The sequence below is a fragment of the Micromonospora sp. H61 genome (assembly GCF_018070325.1).
Classification (GTDB): Bacteria; Actinomycetota; Actinomycetes; order Mycobacteriales; family Micromonosporaceae; genus Micromonospora; species Micromonospora salmantinae.
In genome coordinates this window covers 1-16,631 of the sequence record NZ_JAGPXY010000065.1, presented here as the reverse complement: position 1 = coordinate 16,631, position 16,631 = coordinate 1, and the positions used below count along the sequence as shown (strand labels likewise).

At 71.7% G+C, this 16,631-nt stretch carries 17 protein-coding genes; 5 read left to right on the top strand and 12 right to left on the bottom strand.

Going from position 1 to position 16,631, the window contains the following annotated elements:
• Positions 1 to 6 precede the first annotated feature (6 nt).
• Positions 7 to 291: a putative quinol monooxygenase gene (locus KBX08_RS25765; protein ID WP_091393855.1), complete on the bottom strand. Its 285-nt coding sequence runs from the start codon at positions 289 to 291 to the stop codon at positions 7 to 9.
• 311 nt (positions 292 to 602) lie between these two features.
• Here KBX08_RS25765 and KBX08_RS25760 point away from each other — a divergent pair, with 311 nt between their 5' ends.
• Entirely contained in the window at positions 603 to 1,877 is a 1,275-nt protein-coding gene (locus tag KBX08_RS25760; RefSeq protein ID WP_210785941.1) for a serine hydrolase, read from the top strand.
• A 7-nt stretch (positions 1,878 to 1,884) separates the two neighbouring features.
• Here KBX08_RS25760 and KBX08_RS25755 read toward each other — a convergent pair whose 3' ends face one another.
• The 8 genes from KBX08_RS25755 to KBX08_RS25720 all read right to left on the bottom strand — a co-directional run bounded on the left by KBX08_RS25755 (position 1,885) and on the right by KBX08_RS25720 (position 10,746).
• Complete coding sequence (locus KBX08_RS25755) at positions 1,885 to 2,658, bottom strand: hypothetical protein (protein WP_210785940.1); 774 nt, start codon at positions 2,656 to 2,658, stop codon at positions 1,885 to 1,887.
• A gap of 53 nt (positions 2,659 to 2,711) precedes the next feature.
• Positions 2,712 to 3,470: a MerR family transcriptional regulator gene (locus KBX08_RS25750; RefSeq protein WP_210785939.1), complete on the bottom strand. Its 759-nt coding sequence runs from the start codon at positions 3,468 to 3,470 to the stop codon at positions 2,712 to 2,714.
• Positions 3,471 to 3,520: 50 nt separating this feature from the next.
• Positions 3,521 to 5,776 (bottom strand): bifunctional diguanylate cyclase/phosphodiesterase, encoded by a 2,256-nt coding sequence (locus KBX08_RS25745; protein ID WP_210785938.1) that lies wholly within the window; start codon positions 5,774 to 5,776, stop codon positions 3,521 to 3,523.
• A 315-nt stretch (positions 5,777 to 6,091) separates the two neighbouring features.
• Positions 6,092 to 6,325, bottom strand: coding sequence for a zinc-ribbon domain-containing protein (locus tag KBX08_RS25740; RefSeq protein WP_196921253.1), 234 nt, complete (start codon positions 6,323 to 6,325; stop codon positions 6,092 to 6,094).
• Between the two features lie 162 nt (positions 6,326 to 6,487).
• Entirely contained in the window at positions 6,488 to 7,357 is an 870-nt protein-coding gene (locus KBX08_RS25735; RefSeq protein WP_210785937.1) for an SRPBCC family protein, read from the bottom strand.
• Positions 7,350 to 7,907 (bottom strand): helix-turn-helix domain-containing protein, encoded by a 558-nt coding sequence (locus tag KBX08_RS25730; protein WP_030490876.1) that lies wholly within the window; start codon positions 7,905 to 7,907, stop codon positions 7,350 to 7,352. Before KBX08_RS25730 ends, KBX08_RS25735 begins: the two co-directional genes overlap by 8 nt.
• 101 nt (positions 7,908 to 8,008) lie before the next feature.
• Positions 8,009 to 9,352: a class I SAM-dependent methyltransferase gene (locus KBX08_RS25725; RefSeq protein WP_210785936.1), complete on the bottom strand. Its 1,344-nt coding sequence runs from the start codon at positions 9,350 to 9,352 to the stop codon at positions 8,009 to 8,011.
• Complete coding sequence (locus tag KBX08_RS25720) at positions 9,349 to 10,746, bottom strand: FAD-binding oxidoreductase (RefSeq protein WP_210785935.1); 1,398 nt, start codon at positions 10,744 to 10,746, stop codon at positions 9,349 to 9,351. The genes KBX08_RS25725 and KBX08_RS25720 overlap by 4 nt, the downstream gene beginning before the upstream one ends.
• Before the next feature lie 93 nt (positions 10,747 to 10,839).
• On the opposite strand from KBX08_RS25720, the gene KBX08_RS25715 reads away from it, so the two are divergent.
• Genes KBX08_RS25715 through KBX08_RS25705 form a run of 3 tightly spaced genes read left to right on the top strand, consistent with a single transcriptional unit; the run spans position 10,840 to position 12,393 of the window.
• A complete protein-coding gene (locus KBX08_RS25715) occupies positions 10,840 to 11,310 on the top strand; it encodes an aminoacyl-tRNA deacylase (RefSeq protein WP_210785934.1) in 471 nt (156 codons plus the stop codon).
• A gap of 37 nt (positions 11,311 to 11,347) precedes the next feature.
• A complete protein-coding gene (locus KBX08_RS25710) occupies positions 11,348 to 11,632 on the top strand; it encodes a DUF427 domain-containing protein (RefSeq protein ID WP_112582349.1) in 285 nt (94 codons plus the stop codon).
• Between the two features lie 47 nt (positions 11,633 to 11,679).
• Positions 11,680 to 12,393 carry an RICIN domain-containing protein gene (locus tag KBX08_RS25705; RefSeq protein ID WP_210785933.1) on the top strand — a complete coding sequence of 238 codons (714 nt, stop codon included), beginning with the start codon at positions 11,680 to 11,682 and terminating at the stop codon, positions 12,391 to 12,393.
• A 13-nt stretch (positions 12,394 to 12,406) separates the two neighbouring features.
• On the opposite strand, the gene KBX08_RS25700 is transcribed toward KBX08_RS25705, so the two are convergent.
• On the bottom strand, positions 12,407 to 13,711 hold the full coding sequence (locus KBX08_RS25700; RefSeq protein WP_210785932.1) for an MFS transporter: 1,305 nt from the start codon (positions 13,709 to 13,711) through the stop codon (positions 12,407 to 12,409).
• A gap of 71 nt (positions 13,712 to 13,782) precedes the next feature.
• On the opposite strand from KBX08_RS25700, the gene KBX08_RS25695 reads away from it, so the two are divergent.
• Complete coding sequence (locus KBX08_RS25695; RefSeq protein WP_372494924.1) at positions 13,783 to 14,772, top strand: GlxA family transcriptional regulator; 990 nt, start codon at positions 13,783 to 13,785, stop codon at positions 14,770 to 14,772.
• A gap of 140 nt (positions 14,773 to 14,912) precedes the next feature.
• On the opposite strand, the gene KBX08_RS25690 is transcribed toward KBX08_RS25695, so the two are convergent.
• Both KBX08_RS25690 and KBX08_RS25685 read right to left on the bottom strand, forming a co-directional pair.
• Positions 14,913 to 15,377 carry a hypothetical protein gene (locus KBX08_RS25690; RefSeq protein ID WP_210785930.1) on the bottom strand — a complete coding sequence of 155 codons (465 nt, stop codon included), beginning with the start codon at positions 15,375 to 15,377 and terminating at the stop codon, positions 14,913 to 14,915.
• Positions 15,378 to 15,405: 28 nt separating this feature from the next.
• Positions 15,406 to 16,631: VWA domain-containing protein (locus KBX08_RS25685; RefSeq protein ID WP_210785929.1), on the bottom strand; the 1,226-nt coding region annotated here is incomplete at its 5' end.

The window sequence follows — 16,631 nt, the reverse complement described above, 5'->3', positions numbered from 1 at the left end:
GCCGGGTCAGGGTGCTTCGACGCCGGCGATCAGGTAGCGCTGCACGTCGGCGTCGAGGATCGCCACCTCCTGCGCGTCGTCCGGCCCGGAGCCACGGAACGCTGCCAACTGCTCCGGTGACTCCCAGCGTTCGTAGACGTGGATCCGGCCGGGCTCCAACGGGTCGGCCGCCAGCAGGAAGTCGAGGCAGCCGGCGGTGGCGCGCGCCCGCGCGATGACCTGCTCGCAGTCGGACAGGTACGCCTCGCGGGTGGCCGGTTCGACCTGCAGACTGCCGGCGATGATCAGCAAGGGGTCCTCCGGGCTAGTGGCTGACCTTTGCTCTGCACCCGCCCGCGCGCCACGCACGGTCCGTAACTGGCGCATGGGCGGGTGCAGAGCAAAGCGTGAATACCTGTGCGTCACAGTTATACCTGTGGGTCGTCGCGCTCGGGGGGACATTGCCGCCCGGACGGGTGACGCCGGTCCCGTCGGTCTCACCAGCCTCCAACGCTTCATATCGTGCAAACGTGAGAAAAAGCGACAAGAGGCGCTCATCTTCCCTGCTGGGGAACTCTGCCCGCGTACCCCTGAAGGCGCTGACGACGGCGGTCGCGCTCGCGGTGCTCGCGACGACCGGGCCGGCCACCGCGGACGGCCCGGGCCGTGCGCCCGTCGCGGACCCGGCGCAGACGACCGAGCCGGGGTACGGGGTTGAGCCCGGCGACGGTCAGAGCCACGAGCCCGGTGTGGACCCGACGCCGGAGCGCCCGCCGACCAGCGAGGTGTCCTGGCTGTCGTTTCCCGGCGGGGTGTTCGCTGTGGACTCGCTCGGGCGCACAGTGCGCTACCGCGCCTGCGACGGCGACACCGGCCGGGTCGCCGACCCGACCATGCGGGTCGCCGCCGGGGTGGCCAGCGGCGCGGTCGTGGTCGGAGGGACGGCCTACCGCTACCGGATGCCGCTGGTCGGGCGCAGCGAGGGCACGTTGGAGGTGATCCAGCGGAACCGACCGCCGACGCCGCTGACCGGCGTGGTGGTCACCAGCCCGCAGCCGCCCACCGACCCGGTCGCCGGGGCCCGGCTGTTCCCGCTCAGCGGGCAGCTCGCCCGGGTGGTCGCCGACGCGAGCCTCAACCCGGCCGGGGTCACCGTGCGCGACCTGTCCGGCCGCTACGGCGACCAGCAGATCGCCGTCAACGGATCGCTGCGCCCCAAGGCGGCCAGCGTCATCAAGCTGTGGATCCTCGTCGAGCTGCTGCGTCGGGTCGACTGTGGACAGGTCTTCCTCGACGACGGGGTGCTGGTGACCCCCCAGGACGTGGTCGGCGGCACCGGTCAGTTGCAGTTCGAGACGTTCCCGCAGGTGGTCACAGTGCGCCGGCTCGCCCAGTACCTGATCAAGTACAGCGACAACGTGGCAGCGAACGTGCTGATCACCTACCTGGGTGGGTTCGCCCCGGTCAACGCGCTGATCGACTCGATGAACCAACGCTCCACCATCCTGGCCCGCCGGATGCTCGACAGCGCGGCGGCGCAACGCGGCGAGGAGAACTACACCAGCCCGGACGACGTGGTGTCACTGCTCGGCGCGGTCTGGGACGGCGAGATCCTCACCCCCGCCTCCCGCGACCTGATGATCGGCTTCATGCGGGAGCAGACCCTGAACACGAAGATCCCGGCGGCGTTGCCACCGGGCGTGCCGGTGGCCCACAAGACCGGTGACCTGCCGGACGCCTCGCACGACGTCGGCTACTACCTGATCCCCGGCACCGAGACCGCCGTCGCGTTCCTCACCGCCGGACCCATGGCCACCGGCGACGAGACGGTCCGGCGGATGGCCCGCACCGTCTACGACTTCCTGGTCACCCCGGTCGACGGGGCGGTCGAGGAGTGAGCCGACCTCAGGCGCCGGGAATGTTCGCCGGCGGGTCCTCCCCCACCAGGTCGGCCGCCGGCGGGTCCGCCGACACCGGCAGCCCGAAGTCCGAGTACGTCAGGTCGAGCTGGGCGGTCTGCGACTGCTCGCTGGCCAACTCGATGCGGTAGCGGACCAGCCGGCCCTGCTCGTCCACCGCAGCGGTGAACGGGACCGCGGCGGCCCGGTCGCCGAGCACGTTGCCGACGCCGCTGCCCAGCACCGCGCCGCTCTGGCGCAGATCCAGCGTGCCCGCGTACTCCCGCTCGGCGGTCAGCCGGACCCCCGCCGGTGCGCCCAGCGTGCTGGCCAGTCGGGTGTTGTCCAAGCCCTGCTTGGCCGCCGGGGCGCCCGGGGCGCCGACGTGCCACCAGGTCTTGCCGTCCCAGACCGGGACGCGGCGGTCCGGGGCGGTGACCCGCACGTACACGTCCGGTCCGGTGGTCAACCGTTCGATCTTCACCACACCGGAGGGCACCTTCAGCGAGGTGGTCTCCAGACCACGCTTCGCCTTCGGGTCCCAGAGCAGCACAGTGGCGTCCCCGTCCGCGCCGCCGGTGCCGACTGTCAGCTTGTACGGCTGCTCGTCGGCCTTCGCGGCGGCGGCCTTCAGCACACCGACCGGGTCGGGCGGGCCCGCCGACGCCGCCGGGCGACCCGCGTCCGGGTCGTCGTCGCCGGCGGCGACCAGCGCCCACGCCCCGGCGCCGACCGCCACCACGAGCACGGCGCCAGCGGCGATCAGCTTCGGTTTCTGCACTGTCATCTCCCCCGGGCGGTGCGGTCCGGCCAGACTAGCCGGACCGCACCTCGTCACGCCCGGCTGATCGCGTTGGCGTGGATCGCCTCGTGCAGATAGGCGGCCAGCCCCGACGCGATGTTCTCGTAGTACGCGGTGAACCGCTCGTCGGCCAGGTACATGTCGGCCAACCCGGTCTGCATCTCGTACGAGCACTCGTAGAACCAGCGGCCGATGAGTTGCCGGTGCTCCTCGGCCAGCTCCATCGCCTCCGGGCTGTCCGCCGGCGCGCCCGAGGCCATCAGCGCGACGATCCGCCGGCCCCAGTCCTCGTTCTCCGCCTTGTTGCGCAGCCAGTCTTCCTTGCTGTAGCGGGCGACCCGCCGGTTCGACTCCCGGTACGCGTCGGTGTCGCCCCACCGCTGCTCCGCCTCGGCCTGGTGCTCCTCCGGATCGAAGTCACCGAAGACCTCGAACCGCTCCTCCGGCGTGAGTTGAATGCCCATCTTGCTCGCCTCCATCGCGAACTCGATCGCCGCGACCATCTCCTGCAACCGCTTGAGCCGCACCGTCAGCAGCTCGTGCTGCCGGCGCAGGTGCGCGGCCGGATCGGCCGCCGGGTCGTCGATGATCGCGGTGATCTCCTCAAGCGGGAAACCAAGCTCCCGGTAGTACAGGACGAGTTGCAGCCGTTGCAGGTCCGCGTCGTCGTAGCGGCGGTAACCGGCCGAGGTGCGCCCGCTGGGCGAGAGCAACCCGATCTCGTCGTAGTGGTGCAGCGTCCGCACCGTCACGCCGGCCACCTTCGCGACCTGACCCACCGTGTACGCCATGGTCCCCCTCCCTTCCGGGAACCAGGCTCCTGCCTGCCGTTACGTGAGAGTCAACTCCGATTCTGGCCCACCATGGCGGGGGCGTCCGGCCGCCCGTACAGATAGCCCTGGCCTCGTGGGCAGCCGATCGCGGTGATCGCCTCGTGCTGACGCTCGGTCTCCACCCCCTCGGCGACCACCGCCAGGTCGAACGCGCCGGCCAGGCGGGTGACCATCTCCACCGTGGCGTACGCCCGGTCGTCGGTGCCCAGCCGGGCCACGAACGACCTGTCGATCTTCAGCTCGGTGGCCGGAATGCGGTGCAGGTAGCTCAGCGACGAGTAGCCGGTGCCGAAATCGTCGATGGCGATCCGGATGCCCAACTCCCGGAGTTGGTGCAGCCGCTCCAGCACAGCCTCGGTGCCCTCGATCAGCGCCGACTCGGTCAACTCCAGGGTCAACGCCCGTGGTGCCAGCCCGGCGGCGCTGGTCGCCGCGGTGACCGTGGCGATCAGGTCCGGCCGACGCAGGTGCGCGGCGGCGATGTTCACAGCGACTGTCGCCTCCGGCACCCGGCCCCGCCAGGTCGCGGCGGCCCGGCACGCCTCGTGGATCACCCAGCGGTCGATCGGCAGGATCAGCCCGGTCTCCTCGGCCAGCGGCAGGAACCTCGCCGGCGGCAACATCCCCAGCCGGGGGTGCCGCCAGCGCACCAGCGCCTCGGCGCTGCGTACCGCGCCGGTGCTCAGGTCGACGATGGGTTGGAACTCCAGGTGCAGCTGGTCCTCGTCGACAGCGCGGCGCAGGTCGGCGATCAACTCGGCGCGGGAGACGGCCGACTCGCGCAACGCCGCAGTGCACGTGCGGTACGCGGACTTCCCGGCCGCCTTGGCCGCGTACATGGCGATGTCGGCGTCGCGCAGCAGGTCGCTGTGGGAGGCGTGCTGCGGGCCGTACTCGGCGATACCGATGCTCGCCGACGGGTGCACCCCGACGTCCTCCTCGTCGTCGGAGGGCCGCAACGCGTCCAGCAGTCGCTCGGCGAGCAGCTCGGGTGACACCGGCCGGTCGCCGTCGACCAGCACGGCGAACTCGTCACCGCCGAGCCGGGCGATGGTGCCGTCGCCGTTCACGGCAGTGTGCATCCGGGCCGCGAGCCCGGTCAGCAGGGTGTCACCGGTGGCATGCCCGAACCGGTCGTTCACCTGCTTGAACCCGTCCAGGTCGAGCAGCAGCACCGCCACCGGCCGCCCGTCACGCAGGGCCAGGCGCAGCCGCCGGTTGAACAACAGCCGGTTGGGCAGCCCGGTGAGCTGGTCGCCGTACGCGAGCCGGCGCAGCCGGGCCACCAGCCGGAGGTTCTCGTTGGCGGCCAGCCCCTGCCGGACGGCGAGGGCGGCCAGCAGCACCATCATGGTCACGAACACCAGCTGCGGGGTCTGCCCGGTGGGCCGGCGGGCCAGCACCACAGCGATGATCGCCCCACCCACCGGCAGGTACGGCAGCGCCACCCGCCACCAGGGCGGCAGCGGCGACTCGGCGGTGTCGTCGGTGCCGTCGCAGTCGGGTGGCGGCGGGTTGCGGGCGGCCAGGCCGATCAGCAGGTAGCTCAACGGCCAGCACAGGTCGATCGGGTGACCGGCGGTGTAGTCGGCGCGGGCGACCAGCGACACGTAGACGACGTCGGCGACGACCCGCAGGGTGAGGCTCGCCGCCAGGACGGTCATCGGCCGCCACATCGGCCGGGCCGGCCCGGAGACCGCGACCAGGATGGTGAGCTGCATCAGGTCGAACATCGGGAACAGCAGACCCAGCGTCCGCGCCGGATCGGCCAGCTCGGCGGCGGCGACCCCCCGGAAGACCAGCACCCACCCGATCGGCACCAGGGCCAGGGCGACGATCACCCCGTCCAGCAACGTACGGGCCCGACCGACCGCTGTCCTCGGAGCGGACGGCGAGCTGAGCAGCGCGGCCGTGCCGGTGAGGATGCCGGCGGTGAAGACCACCCCGACCACCGGCGTGTGCGGCAGGTCGCCGCCGACGAGCCGCTGCACCGTCCAGATGGCCCGACCGATGGCGGCGAGCGCCATGGTGAGGGCGAGCAGCGTCCAGAACCGGCGCAGCGGCGCCGGATGTCGACGGGCCACCCCGACGCACGCGAGCGTCGCCCAACCGGCGACCAGCATCGCGCCGATGTCGCTGACCAGCGCGGCGCCGGGCAACGCGGCGACCAACCAGCCCGCCTCCAGCAGGATGACCGCAGCCGCGACGAACGCGCCGGCGGGGTTGAGCGTCCCCGCAGCCTGCTTTCCGTCCTGTCGGGACACGGTCGCTCCGGCTCTTTCGTCGTGCGTGCACCCTCGGCGGCGCCGGTCCACGGCAAACCCCGAAAGCCTAACCAGCGCTCAGAAACGCCGCCAGAGCCGAACGTGCACCCCGCTGCGGCTCCGGCCTCGGGTCAGCGGCCCGCGGATCGGTTCCAGGGTGAACGGGGCAGTGCGGTGCCGGCCAGCGGACGGCGTGCGCGGCGGCGTCTGCGCCGGCCAGGGGTGCAGGGCGGGCGGGCAACGGTGTGCACGGCCACGTCGGCCGAGGACGTCGGTCGGCCGATCAGCCAGCAGAGGAAGCGTTCCATCGTCGGATCAGCCGACCGGGAGGCGCTCGGCGTCGGACTTGGAGATCTCGTACTCGGCACCGCAGAACGTGCACTGCTGCGCGTACCGGGTGCGGATCGGAACGAGGGGAATGAAGAAGAGTGTGAATTTCGTCGAGCGGCGAGTGATCACCTGCGCGGCCTGGTTGCCGCAGTGGCGGCAGACCTGCTGCACGACACCGGACCGGTCGACCTTGGTACGCAGACCAAAGATGAAGAACATCGCCCGCCAGTACCCACTCGACAGCGAAAAGTCACCAGATCTCGCCGACGAATCACCGAGACCCCAGCCCGCACACAAGATCGTGCTCGATCCAGGATGTAGTGGCCTCCGGGGCGAACGAGGCCACCACATCAGTGATCGAGCACGATCAAGGCGAAACCGTCAGTTGGCCGGCGCGGGCTCCAGGCCGGGGATCTCCTCGGAGATCCAGATCGGCTGCCAGTTCGGCACCTCGTGGAAGCGGCGCAGCTCGTACAGCCCGGCAACCGACCCGCTCCAGGCCCCGTACGGCGGGTTGGCCTCGTCGAAGCCGCTCTGCACGAAGGTCAGCGTGGTCCGGCCACCGGACTCGGCCAGCTCCCAGCTCGTCACGCCGGTCGGCCCCCAGTCGACGGACATCCGCCGACCGGGCTCCAGGTCGACGACCTTGGCCGCGTAACCGGTCTCGAAGCCGCCCATGGCGTACCTGCCGCCGACCCAGGGCTCGATGCCGATCGGGTAGCCGAACCAGGCGCTGGCCTGCTCGGAGTCGGTCAGCGACTCCCACACCTTGTCGGCGGGGGCGGCGATGACCAGCTCACCGCGCAGGTCGGCGGAGGTGAAGTCGGTGCGGGGAAGCAGTGGCTTGCCCTCCACGTGGGCGGCCAGGTTGGCGATGGACAGCGCCCAGTACGTCTGGAGCACGCCCCGGATGGTGGAGCCGCTCATCGCCTCGGCGAAGTCGAAGTGGCTCTGGATCAGCGTGAGCACGGTGCTGTCGGTGCCCTCGGCGGTCAACTGGAACTCGGTGGTGGTCTCGACGCCGTCGAGCAGCCAGCCGAAGCGCAGCGTGTCGTCGTCGGCGTGCAGCAGCCGCTGGTGCGGGGCGTCACCCTCGGGCGTGTAGCGGCCCCAGAACTCGTACCGCTGGGGCAGCTCGACCTCGGCGTGCTCGGCCAGCCAGACACGCAGCTCGGCCGGGTCGGTCAGGGCCTGGCGGACGCGCCCGACGGGCGCGGAGAGACGGGCCTGGACCTTCATCGGCTCACTCATTGTCGTTCCCTTTCGGATAGCAGGCGACGGCCAGCTTGAAGGCATCTCCTTCGCTGCCGCCGTAGCGGGTGAACAGGTCCTGAAGTGCGGTTTGCAGGTCGTGCAGGAACTGCTGGCGCTGCTCGGCCGGCACCCGGATCTCGCCGGAGACCCCGATCGAGGGCAACTCGGGTGCCGCCCGGTCCAGGCCGGCGATGTCGGCCTGGACCTCCTCCATCAGGTCGAGCAGGTAGCCCAGGCTCAGCTCGTCGCGGGCCCGGCGCAGGCCGATCCGGCCGACGAGCCGCGGGGAGAGCCAGTAGGAGCGGGCGGCGGCCTGGTAGATGCCTTCGGTGATGCCGCGGACCTTGCGTTCGTTGACCAGCTCGACGAGGCCGGCCGCGACGAGTTGCTTGACGTGGTAGTAGACGCGCTGTGGCGTCTGGTCGAGTCGGGCCGCGACCTCGGTGCAGGTGCGCGGCTCGGCCAGTTGCCGCAGCACCTCGACGCGCTGCGGCTTGAGCAGGACTTCGGCCTGCTCGATCTGCTCCAGGTACAGGACATCTCTCATGGCAAAATCAGTTTGTACGTACAAAACTTCTTTGTCAATCGCTTCGCGAGAAGCCGCGCCGACTTTTTTCGACGCGGCTTCAGGCGGCGGTCAGCAGGTGATCAGGGCAACCAGTCCGGCCGAAGCGGGTAGCCGCTCACGCCGTTCGGGCCGTTGTGGGTGGCCAACACCTGGTGCAACTGGATGCCGTTGCGTTCGAACGCCATCCGCGACCCGGCCATGTAGAGCCCCCACACCCGGGCGGTGCCCGCGCCCACCTCCGAGACGCAGAAGTCCCAGTGCTCGACCAGGTTGCGACACCAGGCGGCCAGCGTCAGCGCGTAGTGCTGGCGCAGGTTCTCCTCGTGGTGCACCTCGAACCCGGCGTCGTGCACCTCGCTGATCAACCGGCCCGGACCGGCCAGCTCACCGTCCGGGAAGACGTACCGGTCGATGAACGCGCCCGAGCGGTGCGGCGCCCGGTTGTCCGCGCGGGTGATGCAGTGGTTGAGCAGTCGCCCGCCCTGCCGCAGCCGACTGCGAAGCGACCCGAAGTAGGCCGGGTAGTTGCGCACGCCGATGTGCTCGGTCAACCCGATCGAGGAGATGGCGTCGAACTGCTCGGCCGGCGCGTCCCGGTAGTCGAGGTAGCGCACCTCCGCCAGCTCGGTCAACCCCTCCCGCTCGATAGCCGCCTGCGCCCACTGCGCCTGCGCCTTCGACAGGGTCACCCCGAGGGCCTTGACGCCGTACTCGCGGGCGGCGTGGCGCACCATGCCACCCCAGCCGCACCCGACATCCAGCAGCCGCATCCCTTTCTTCAGCGCCAGCTTGCCGGCGACCAGGTCGTACTTCGCCGCCTGGGCCTGCTCCAGCGTGTCGTCCGGAGACCGGAAGACCGCGCAGGTGTACGTCATCGACGGGCCGAGCACCTTCTCGTAGAAGGCGTTCGAGACGTCGTAGTGGTGCGAGATGGCGGTGCTGTCACGCACCCGCGAGTGCCGCAGCCCGTTCATCACCCGCTTCCAGCGGGGCTGCGCCTCCTGCGGCGGTGCCGGCGGCGGCATCAGCCGCTCCCAGCCCAGCCCACGGACCAGCGCCAGCCCCTCGGCCAGCGACGGTGGGCGTAACCGCAGCTCGTCCTTGAGCACCCGCAACGCCTCGTACGGGTCGCCCGGGTGCACGCCCTGCAACGCCAGGTCACCACTGACGTACGCCCGGGCCATGCCCAGGTCGCCGGGTGCGGTGAGCAGGTACGACAGCCCACGCTCGGAGTGGATCGCCAGGGTGATGCCGGCGTCGGACGGGCCGACGGCGCTGCCGTCGTACCCGGTGATCCGCACCGGCAACGGCCCCGTGGTGACCGCGCGGATGACGTCCGCGACGGTCGGACCCGTGTGCCGGCCCCCCGCCGGCGGGGTGGCGGGGACGCTCGCCGCCCCCTGATCTCTGTCGGTCAGGCTCATGCTCGTGCTACCGCCTTTTCGTACAGTCCCGTCAGCCGGTGGTCCGGGTCGTAGCGGTCTTTCACCGCGCGCCACGTGTCGCCGCCGTAGAGGCGATCGAAGGCGTCCCGGTCGTAGTACGCGTCGGAATAGAGCGACTTGTGCCCGCCCGACTCCGACACCCTGCGTTCGATCGTGCGGTTGACGTCGCCGTCGGCGCCGCCCGGCGCGATCGGCACGCTCCCCCAGAACCCGATGTTGACGTAGTCCTGCCCGGGCCGCAGCGGATACAGCGGCCAGGACCGCGCCGATCCGGGCCCCGCCGGCTCACGCAGTCGCAACGGACACAGCCACACCGGGTTCATCCCCACCGCGCCGGCGAACCAGCGCAGGAAGTCGGCAGTACGGTCCAGCGGGATCTCCACGTCCTGCACGACCCGCTCCCGGGCCGGTTGCCCGCGCAGCCGGTCGATCCGGGCCGCCACCTGGTGGCGGTGCTCCAGCCGGACCAGTCGGTGGTAGAAGTCGCTGCGCCGGTAACGCGCCGGCCAGAGCCTGCGCACGACCGGGTGCTGCGCGCCGAACGCCGACGAGCACCAGAACCAGTCGGTGTCCCAGCGCCACAGATAGTCGTACGCGGTGAGCACGTCGCGGGTGCGCTGGCGCAGCGACCGGTAGTAGATGGCCTGACCGGTGTAGTCGCTGGGCGGGTCGGCCGCATCGGTGAACGTGGCGAAGATCAGGTAGGCCTCGCCGGGGCTGAACATCACCCCGTCCATCGCGTCCACCGGTTCGCCGGCCCAGGATCGGGTGGCGGTCACCTCCGCTATCGCGTCGGTCAGCGCCTCCAGTTGGGTGAACCGGACGTTGCGCAACGCCACGTACCGGCCGACCGGTTGCAGCTCGATGCGCAGCCGGGTGGCGTACCCGAGGCTGCCCAGCGAGTTGGGGAACGCGGTGAACAGGTCGGCGTGCTCGCCGTCTGGTCGGGCGGTGATGATCTCGCCGGAGCCGGTGAGCACGTCCAACTCCTGGACGGACTCGTGCGGCAGGCCGTTGCGGAACGAGGTCGACTCGATCCCGAGGCCGGTCACCGCGCCGCCCAGCGTGATGGTGCGCAACTGCGGCACCACGAGCGGCATCAGCCCGTGCGGCAGCGTCGCGTCGACCAGGTCCTCATAGGTGCACATGCCCTGCACGTCGGCGGTACGGCCGGCCGGGTCGACCGACAGCACGCCGTTCAGGCCACTCACGTCGAGCCCCGGGGTCCGGGGAGCGGACCGGGGACGGAACAGGTTGGAGGTGCGTTTGGCCAGCCGGACAGGCTCGCCAGTGGGCACCGCGGCGTACGACCGCCGCAGCGTGTCCACCGCTTGATCATGGTCAATCGGTTGATCCACACGCTCAGCGCGCATGTGATCACCTTACGCTCGCCGTTTGGAAACCGTGGGATGTCGGCGGTGGCAGTTTCCCGTCCGGCGGCAGGCCTGACGGCTACCGTGGCGGGCATGCCATCGCCAGCGATCACCGCCCTGGACGCCGCCCAATTGCCGTATCGGCTGGTCAGCCACGGTGCGGTAGGCAGTCTCGCGGAGGCCGCCGCGGCCCGGGGCGTGGCCGTTCCCGACGTGGTCAAGACGATAGTGGTCCGGCGTGGTGAAGACGATCACCTGTTCGTGCTCACCCCCGGCGACCGGGTCATCTCCTGGCCCAAGCTGCGCGCCCTGCTCGGTGTGCACCGGCTCTCCATGCCGGACGCGGCGGGCGCCCTGGCCGCCACCGGTTACGAACGCGGCACCATCACCCCGTTCGGCGCGAGCAGGGCCTGGCCGGTGGTCGCCGACGAGCGACTGCGCGGCCGGGAGATCACCCTGGGCGCCGGTGAGCGCGGTCTCGCCGTCGCGATCGACGCCGACGCCGCGATCGCCGCCCTCGACGCCACAGTGGCCGACGTCACCGACCCGCAGCCCACCCGCTGAGCGCTGCCGGAGCGGCGGCGCGGCCTACTGTTGGGACATGCCGAAAGCCGTGTGGAACGACCTGGTCGTCGCCGAGAGCGACGACACCGTGCTGGTGGAGGGCAACCACTACTTCCCCCGCTCCGCCCTGCGCGACGACCTGATTCGCGAGTCCGCGACGCACACCGTCTGCCCGTGGAAGGGCACCGCCTCCTACTACTCCCTCGAACACGAGGGCAGCACCAGCAAGGACGCGGTCTGGTATTACCCGGAGCCCAAACCCGACGCCGAGATGGTGCGTGACCGGGTGGCGTTCTGGAAGGACGTCCGGGTCGTCGACTGACGGCGCCGACTGGCCGCGGCCGACGGCGGTGGGTGAGGATGGCCCGTATGTCCGCGCCCGAGGAACGCCCCGACCCCGCCGGCACCGTCTACGGCGGTCACCGGGCACCGCGCTCCGGGCCGCTGGCCGACCCGTTGCTGCGGGTCGCGGCGGCCGTCGGGGCCGTCGGCGTACTCCTGGGGGTCGTCTTCGCCACCGGGCTGCTCGACGGTGACGACGAGCCGCCGGTGCCGGCGTCGGTCGGTACGCCGTCCAACGCGGCGCAGCCCAGCGAGCCGGCCGGCGAGCCGAGCCCGACCGCACCGGCCGAGCCGTCACCGACCCCGTCGGCCAGCACGCCAGCCGCCCCGCCCACCGGGCCCCGGGTGCTGCGCGCCGCCTCGGGCCTCTGCCTGGGGCTCGACGGTGACGGCAAGGAGGCCGAGGCCGAGTTGGCAGTGTGCACCGGCGCCCCGGAGCAGCAGTGGGTGGTCAGCCCGGCCGGCGCGGGCGTGCTGTCGTTGACCAACGCCGCGTACGGGCAGTGCCTCGACGTCGAGGGTGGCAGCGGGGACGACGGCGCGCGGTTGCTCCAGTTCCCCTGCCACGGTGGGCCCAACCAGCAGTGGCGGTTCGGCGGGACCGGCACCAGCGCGGTGCTGCTCATCGCCGCGCACAGCAACAAGTGCGCCCAGGCTGACGACGACGCCGTCGAGGCCGGCGACGACATCCGGCAGCGACAGTGCGACGGCCGGCCGGCCCAGCAGTGGACCCTCGGCTGACCGTCCGAGCCGCTCAGCCCCGGTAGCTCCAGGCCCGCGGTGCGGTGGCGGCGACCAGCACGGCCTCCGGCACTCCTCGGCCCGGTCGGCGGCGCAGCAGCAACGACAGCCCGGCGGCGCCGATCGACAGCGCGCCCGCCACGTACCAGGCCATCGCGTAGTCGCCCAGCCGGTCCCGGACCAGCCCCGCGCCGGTCGCGGCGACCGCCGCGCCGAGCTGGTGCGCGGCGAACACCCAGCCGAACACCACAGCGCCGGCGCCACCGAAGTACTCCCGGCACAGCGCCACCGTCGGCGGCACGGTGGCCACCCAGTCCAGGCCGTAGAAGACGATGAACACCAGCATGCTCGGCTCGGCGGTGCCGGAGAAGAGGCTCGGCAGCACCAGCAGGGACAACCCGCGCAGCGCGTAGTACATGCCGAGCAGCAGCCGGCTGTCCACCCGGTCGGTGAGCCAGCCGGAGGCGATGGTGCCGACGATGTCGAAGAGCCCCACCAGGGCGAGCAACCCGGCCGCTGTGGTCTGGGCCATCCCGTGGTCGTGCGCGGCCGGCACGAAGTGCGTACCGACCAGGCCGTTTGTGGTCGCCCCGCAGATCGCGAAGCCTCCGGCCAGCAGCCAGAACGGCCGGGTCCGGGCCGCGGTGGCCAGCGCGCCGAGCGCCCGGGTCGCCGCGCCGCCGGTCAGCGGCGGCGCCGCGACGACCTCGGTCGCCCCGTAGGCGGGCAGGCCGAGATCCGCCGGGTGCTCGCGCAGCAGCCACACCACCAGGGGTACGACCGCCAGCGCCGCCGCAGCCACCACGAGTGCGGCGCTACGCCAGCCGTGGTCGCGTACCAGGATGGCGATCAGTGGCAGGAACACCAGTTGTCCTGCCGCCCCGCCGGCGGTCAGCACTCCGGTGACCAGGCCCCGTCGGTGCACGAACCAACGGCCGGTGACGGTGGCCACGAACGCCAGCGCCATCGAGCCGGTGCCCAGTCCCACCAGCACACCCCAGCAGAGCAGCAGCTGCCAGCTGGCGGTCATGAAGACCGTCAACCCGCTGCCCGCGGCGACCAGCAGCAACGCCACCGAGACCACCCGGCGGATGCCGAACCGGTCCATCAGGGCTGCCGCGAACGGCGCGGTGAGCCCGTAGAGCAGCAGGTTGACCGAGACGGCCGTGGAGATCGTGGCCAGGGGCCAGCCGAACTCCTCGTGCAGCGGGTGCAGCAGCACCGACGGGGTGGCGCGGAAGCCGGCCGCGCCGACCAGCGCCACGAAGGCGACGGCGGCGACCAGCCAGGCGGGATGCAGACGGCGGTTCTTGGTCACGGGGACAAGTCTGAGCCGGGCCACCCACCTCGACGAGTGGCCGGAAAGCCATCATGCGCAATAATCGGGCCATGAGCGCTGGCCCGCACCGGATCGCCGTACTCGCCCTGCACCAGGTGGTTGGCCTGGACCTCGGCACCCCGTCCCAGGTCTTCAGCACGGCCCGGGCCGCCGACGGGACACCCTTCTACGACGTCCGGGTGTGCACCCCGGGCCGGCGGCCGGTGCGCAGCACCGCCGGCTTCCAGGTGGTCCCCGACCACGGTCTGGAGCTGCTCGACACGGCGGAAACGGTGATCGTCCCGGGCATCCACGACGGCACCGCGTTGACAGCGGGCATCGTCGAGCCGGAGGTGACCGAGGCGCTGCGCGCGGCGTACGAGCGGGGCGCCCGGATCATGTCGATCTGCACCGGAGCGTTCGTGCTCGCCGCCGCCGGGCTCCTCGACGGGCGGCGGGCGACCACCCACTGGGCGTACGCCGAGCGGTTCCGCCGCCTGCACGCCCGGGTGGACCTCGATCCGGGCGTGCTCTTCATCGCCGACGACCGGGTGCTCACCTCGGCCGGAGTCGCCGCCGGCATCGACCTCTGCCTGCACGTCATCCGCCTCGACCACGGCAGCGAGGTGGCCAACCGGGCGGCCCGCCGCTGTGTGATGCCACCGTGGCGCGACGGCGGTCAGGCGCAGTACATCGAGCAGCCGGTGCCGAAGGCGACCGACACCAGCACGGCGGGAGCCCGGGAGTGGGCGCGGCAGCGGCTGCACGAGCCGATCGCACTGCGCGACCTGGCCGAGCAGGCGCGGATGAGCGTGCGCACCTTCACCCGACGCTTCCGGTCGGAGACCGGCCTGAGCCCGGCCCAGTGGCTGCTGCAACAGCGCACCGACCACGCGAGACTGCTGCTGGAGACGACCGACCTCAGCGTCGACCAGATCGCCCACCGCTGCGGGTTCGGCACCACAGCCGCCCTACGCCAGCAACTCCACCAACGCATCGGCGTGGCCCCGTCCACCTACCGCCGAACCTTCCACCCCCGCCCCGAGCCGATCAAAACCTGACCCCCCCGCCCCGCCCGAGTCATCGCTCTCGTCGATCTTGCACTTTGGGTTGCCGAAAAGTAACTTAGGTCCATTTTGTCGGGACAGAAAGTGCAAGATCGACGAGGGCTGGGGCTGGGGCTGGGGCTCAGGGGGTCGGCTTACGGGCGGAGCAGGTGTAACTGGGACTGGTGCTTCGGCAGGTGCACCCGGGTGTGCAGGTCCAGGGTGCGGGACCAGGGCAGTGGCTCGTCGACGACGAGGTCGAAGCCCTCGCGTAGGTGCGTCTCGACCGGGGTCTCCGCTGCCAGGCCGAGCTGGTCGACCAGCCCGCACAACCGGTCGCTGGTGCCGTGCAGCAGGGCGGTCAGGCCACGCAGACCACCCTGCTCGGCGGCGAGCGCGTCGAGCTGCGGGCGGTGCATGTCCTCCGCCATCTCGTAGTAGGCGAACGGCGACCCGGCCAGCAACGCCTCGGTGGCCTGGATCATCAGCTCGTCGTTGGCGACCAGATGCGCGACGATCTGCTCGGCACTGAGCTGCCCCTCCGGAGCCGGACCGAACCCGCCTGCGTCGACCTCCGCGAACAGGGCACCGTAGGCCCGCCGCAATCCCCCGCTCTCCATCCCCCCAGTCAACCCGCCACGGCGGGAGTTAGCGGCGGGATTGGCGGGAGCGGAGGTAGTCGCTGACCACGTACTCGCCCAGGTCGTCGGTGTCCGGCGTGAACATGCGGCCCCGGCTGCGGCGGGCCACCGCGTCGACGAAGCGCCGCAGGCCCGGGTCGTCGCCGAGCATGAACAGGTTGAGCGTGGCGCCGTAGCGGCTCAACCGGTCCACCTCGCGGACCGTCGCCTCGATCGTCTCCGGAAGCGGCGGCCAGTGGAACAGCGCCTCCCCGTCGTCCGGGTCCAGGTGCGCGGTCGGCTCGCCGTCGGTGACCACCAGGACGATCGGCTCGGCGTCCGGGTGCCGACGCAGGTGCCGGCCCGCCAACCGCAGCGCGTGCTGGAGGTTGGTGCCCTGCTCCATGTCCGGCTCCACGGCCGCCAACTCCTGCTGGGTGAGCGTCATCGCCTCCCGGCCGAAGCCCACGATCTGCAGGGCGTCCTGCGGGAAACGCGTCTCCATCAGGTGTGCCAGCGCCAGCGCCGTCTGCTTCATCGGCCCCCAACGACCCTGAGAGATCATCGAGTACGACAGGTCGACGCAGAGCACCACAGCGGCCGAGGCACGCCTCTCGGTCTCCACCACCTCGAAGTCGTCCACCGAGAGCTGCACCGGGACCGTCGGCCCGGCCCGACTGACCGCCCGGGTCAACGTCCGGACCACGTCCAACGGTTGCTCATCGCCGTACTGCCAGGGCCTGGACGCGCCGCTGACCTCGCCCGCCGCACCGGCCGAGCGCAAATCGTGCTGGCCGCGCGGCCCGGCGGTCAGCTCCGCGAAAACCTGCCGCAGGGCGGTCCCGCCGAGCCGGCGCAGCGCCTTCGGGCTCAGCGTGAGCCCATCCGCGTCCCGGCTGACCCAACCCTGGTGGCGCAGTTCCCGCTCCAGATCGCGCAGCCGGCGAACGTCGTCGGCCGCGTCCCGGCCCAGCGTGCGCGCCACCGCGTCGACGTCCACGTCGTCGAGGGTCGCCCCCGGGTGTTCCTGGTCGAGCTGGTCCAGCAGGTCGTCCAGGTCGCCGATCTCACCCAGCGCGCCGGCCGCGTCGGCGTAGTCCAGCGGCTGGTCGCCGCGGACCCGCTCACCTCGCCCCCAGCGCAGATCGGGTCGCAGCGCCCGCAGGTTCGCGTCGAGCGCTGACAACTCCCCCGCGAGGCGGTCGCCGAGCGACTGCTGCATGAGGCCGGCCAGCTCGGCGCGCGGCCGCTCGG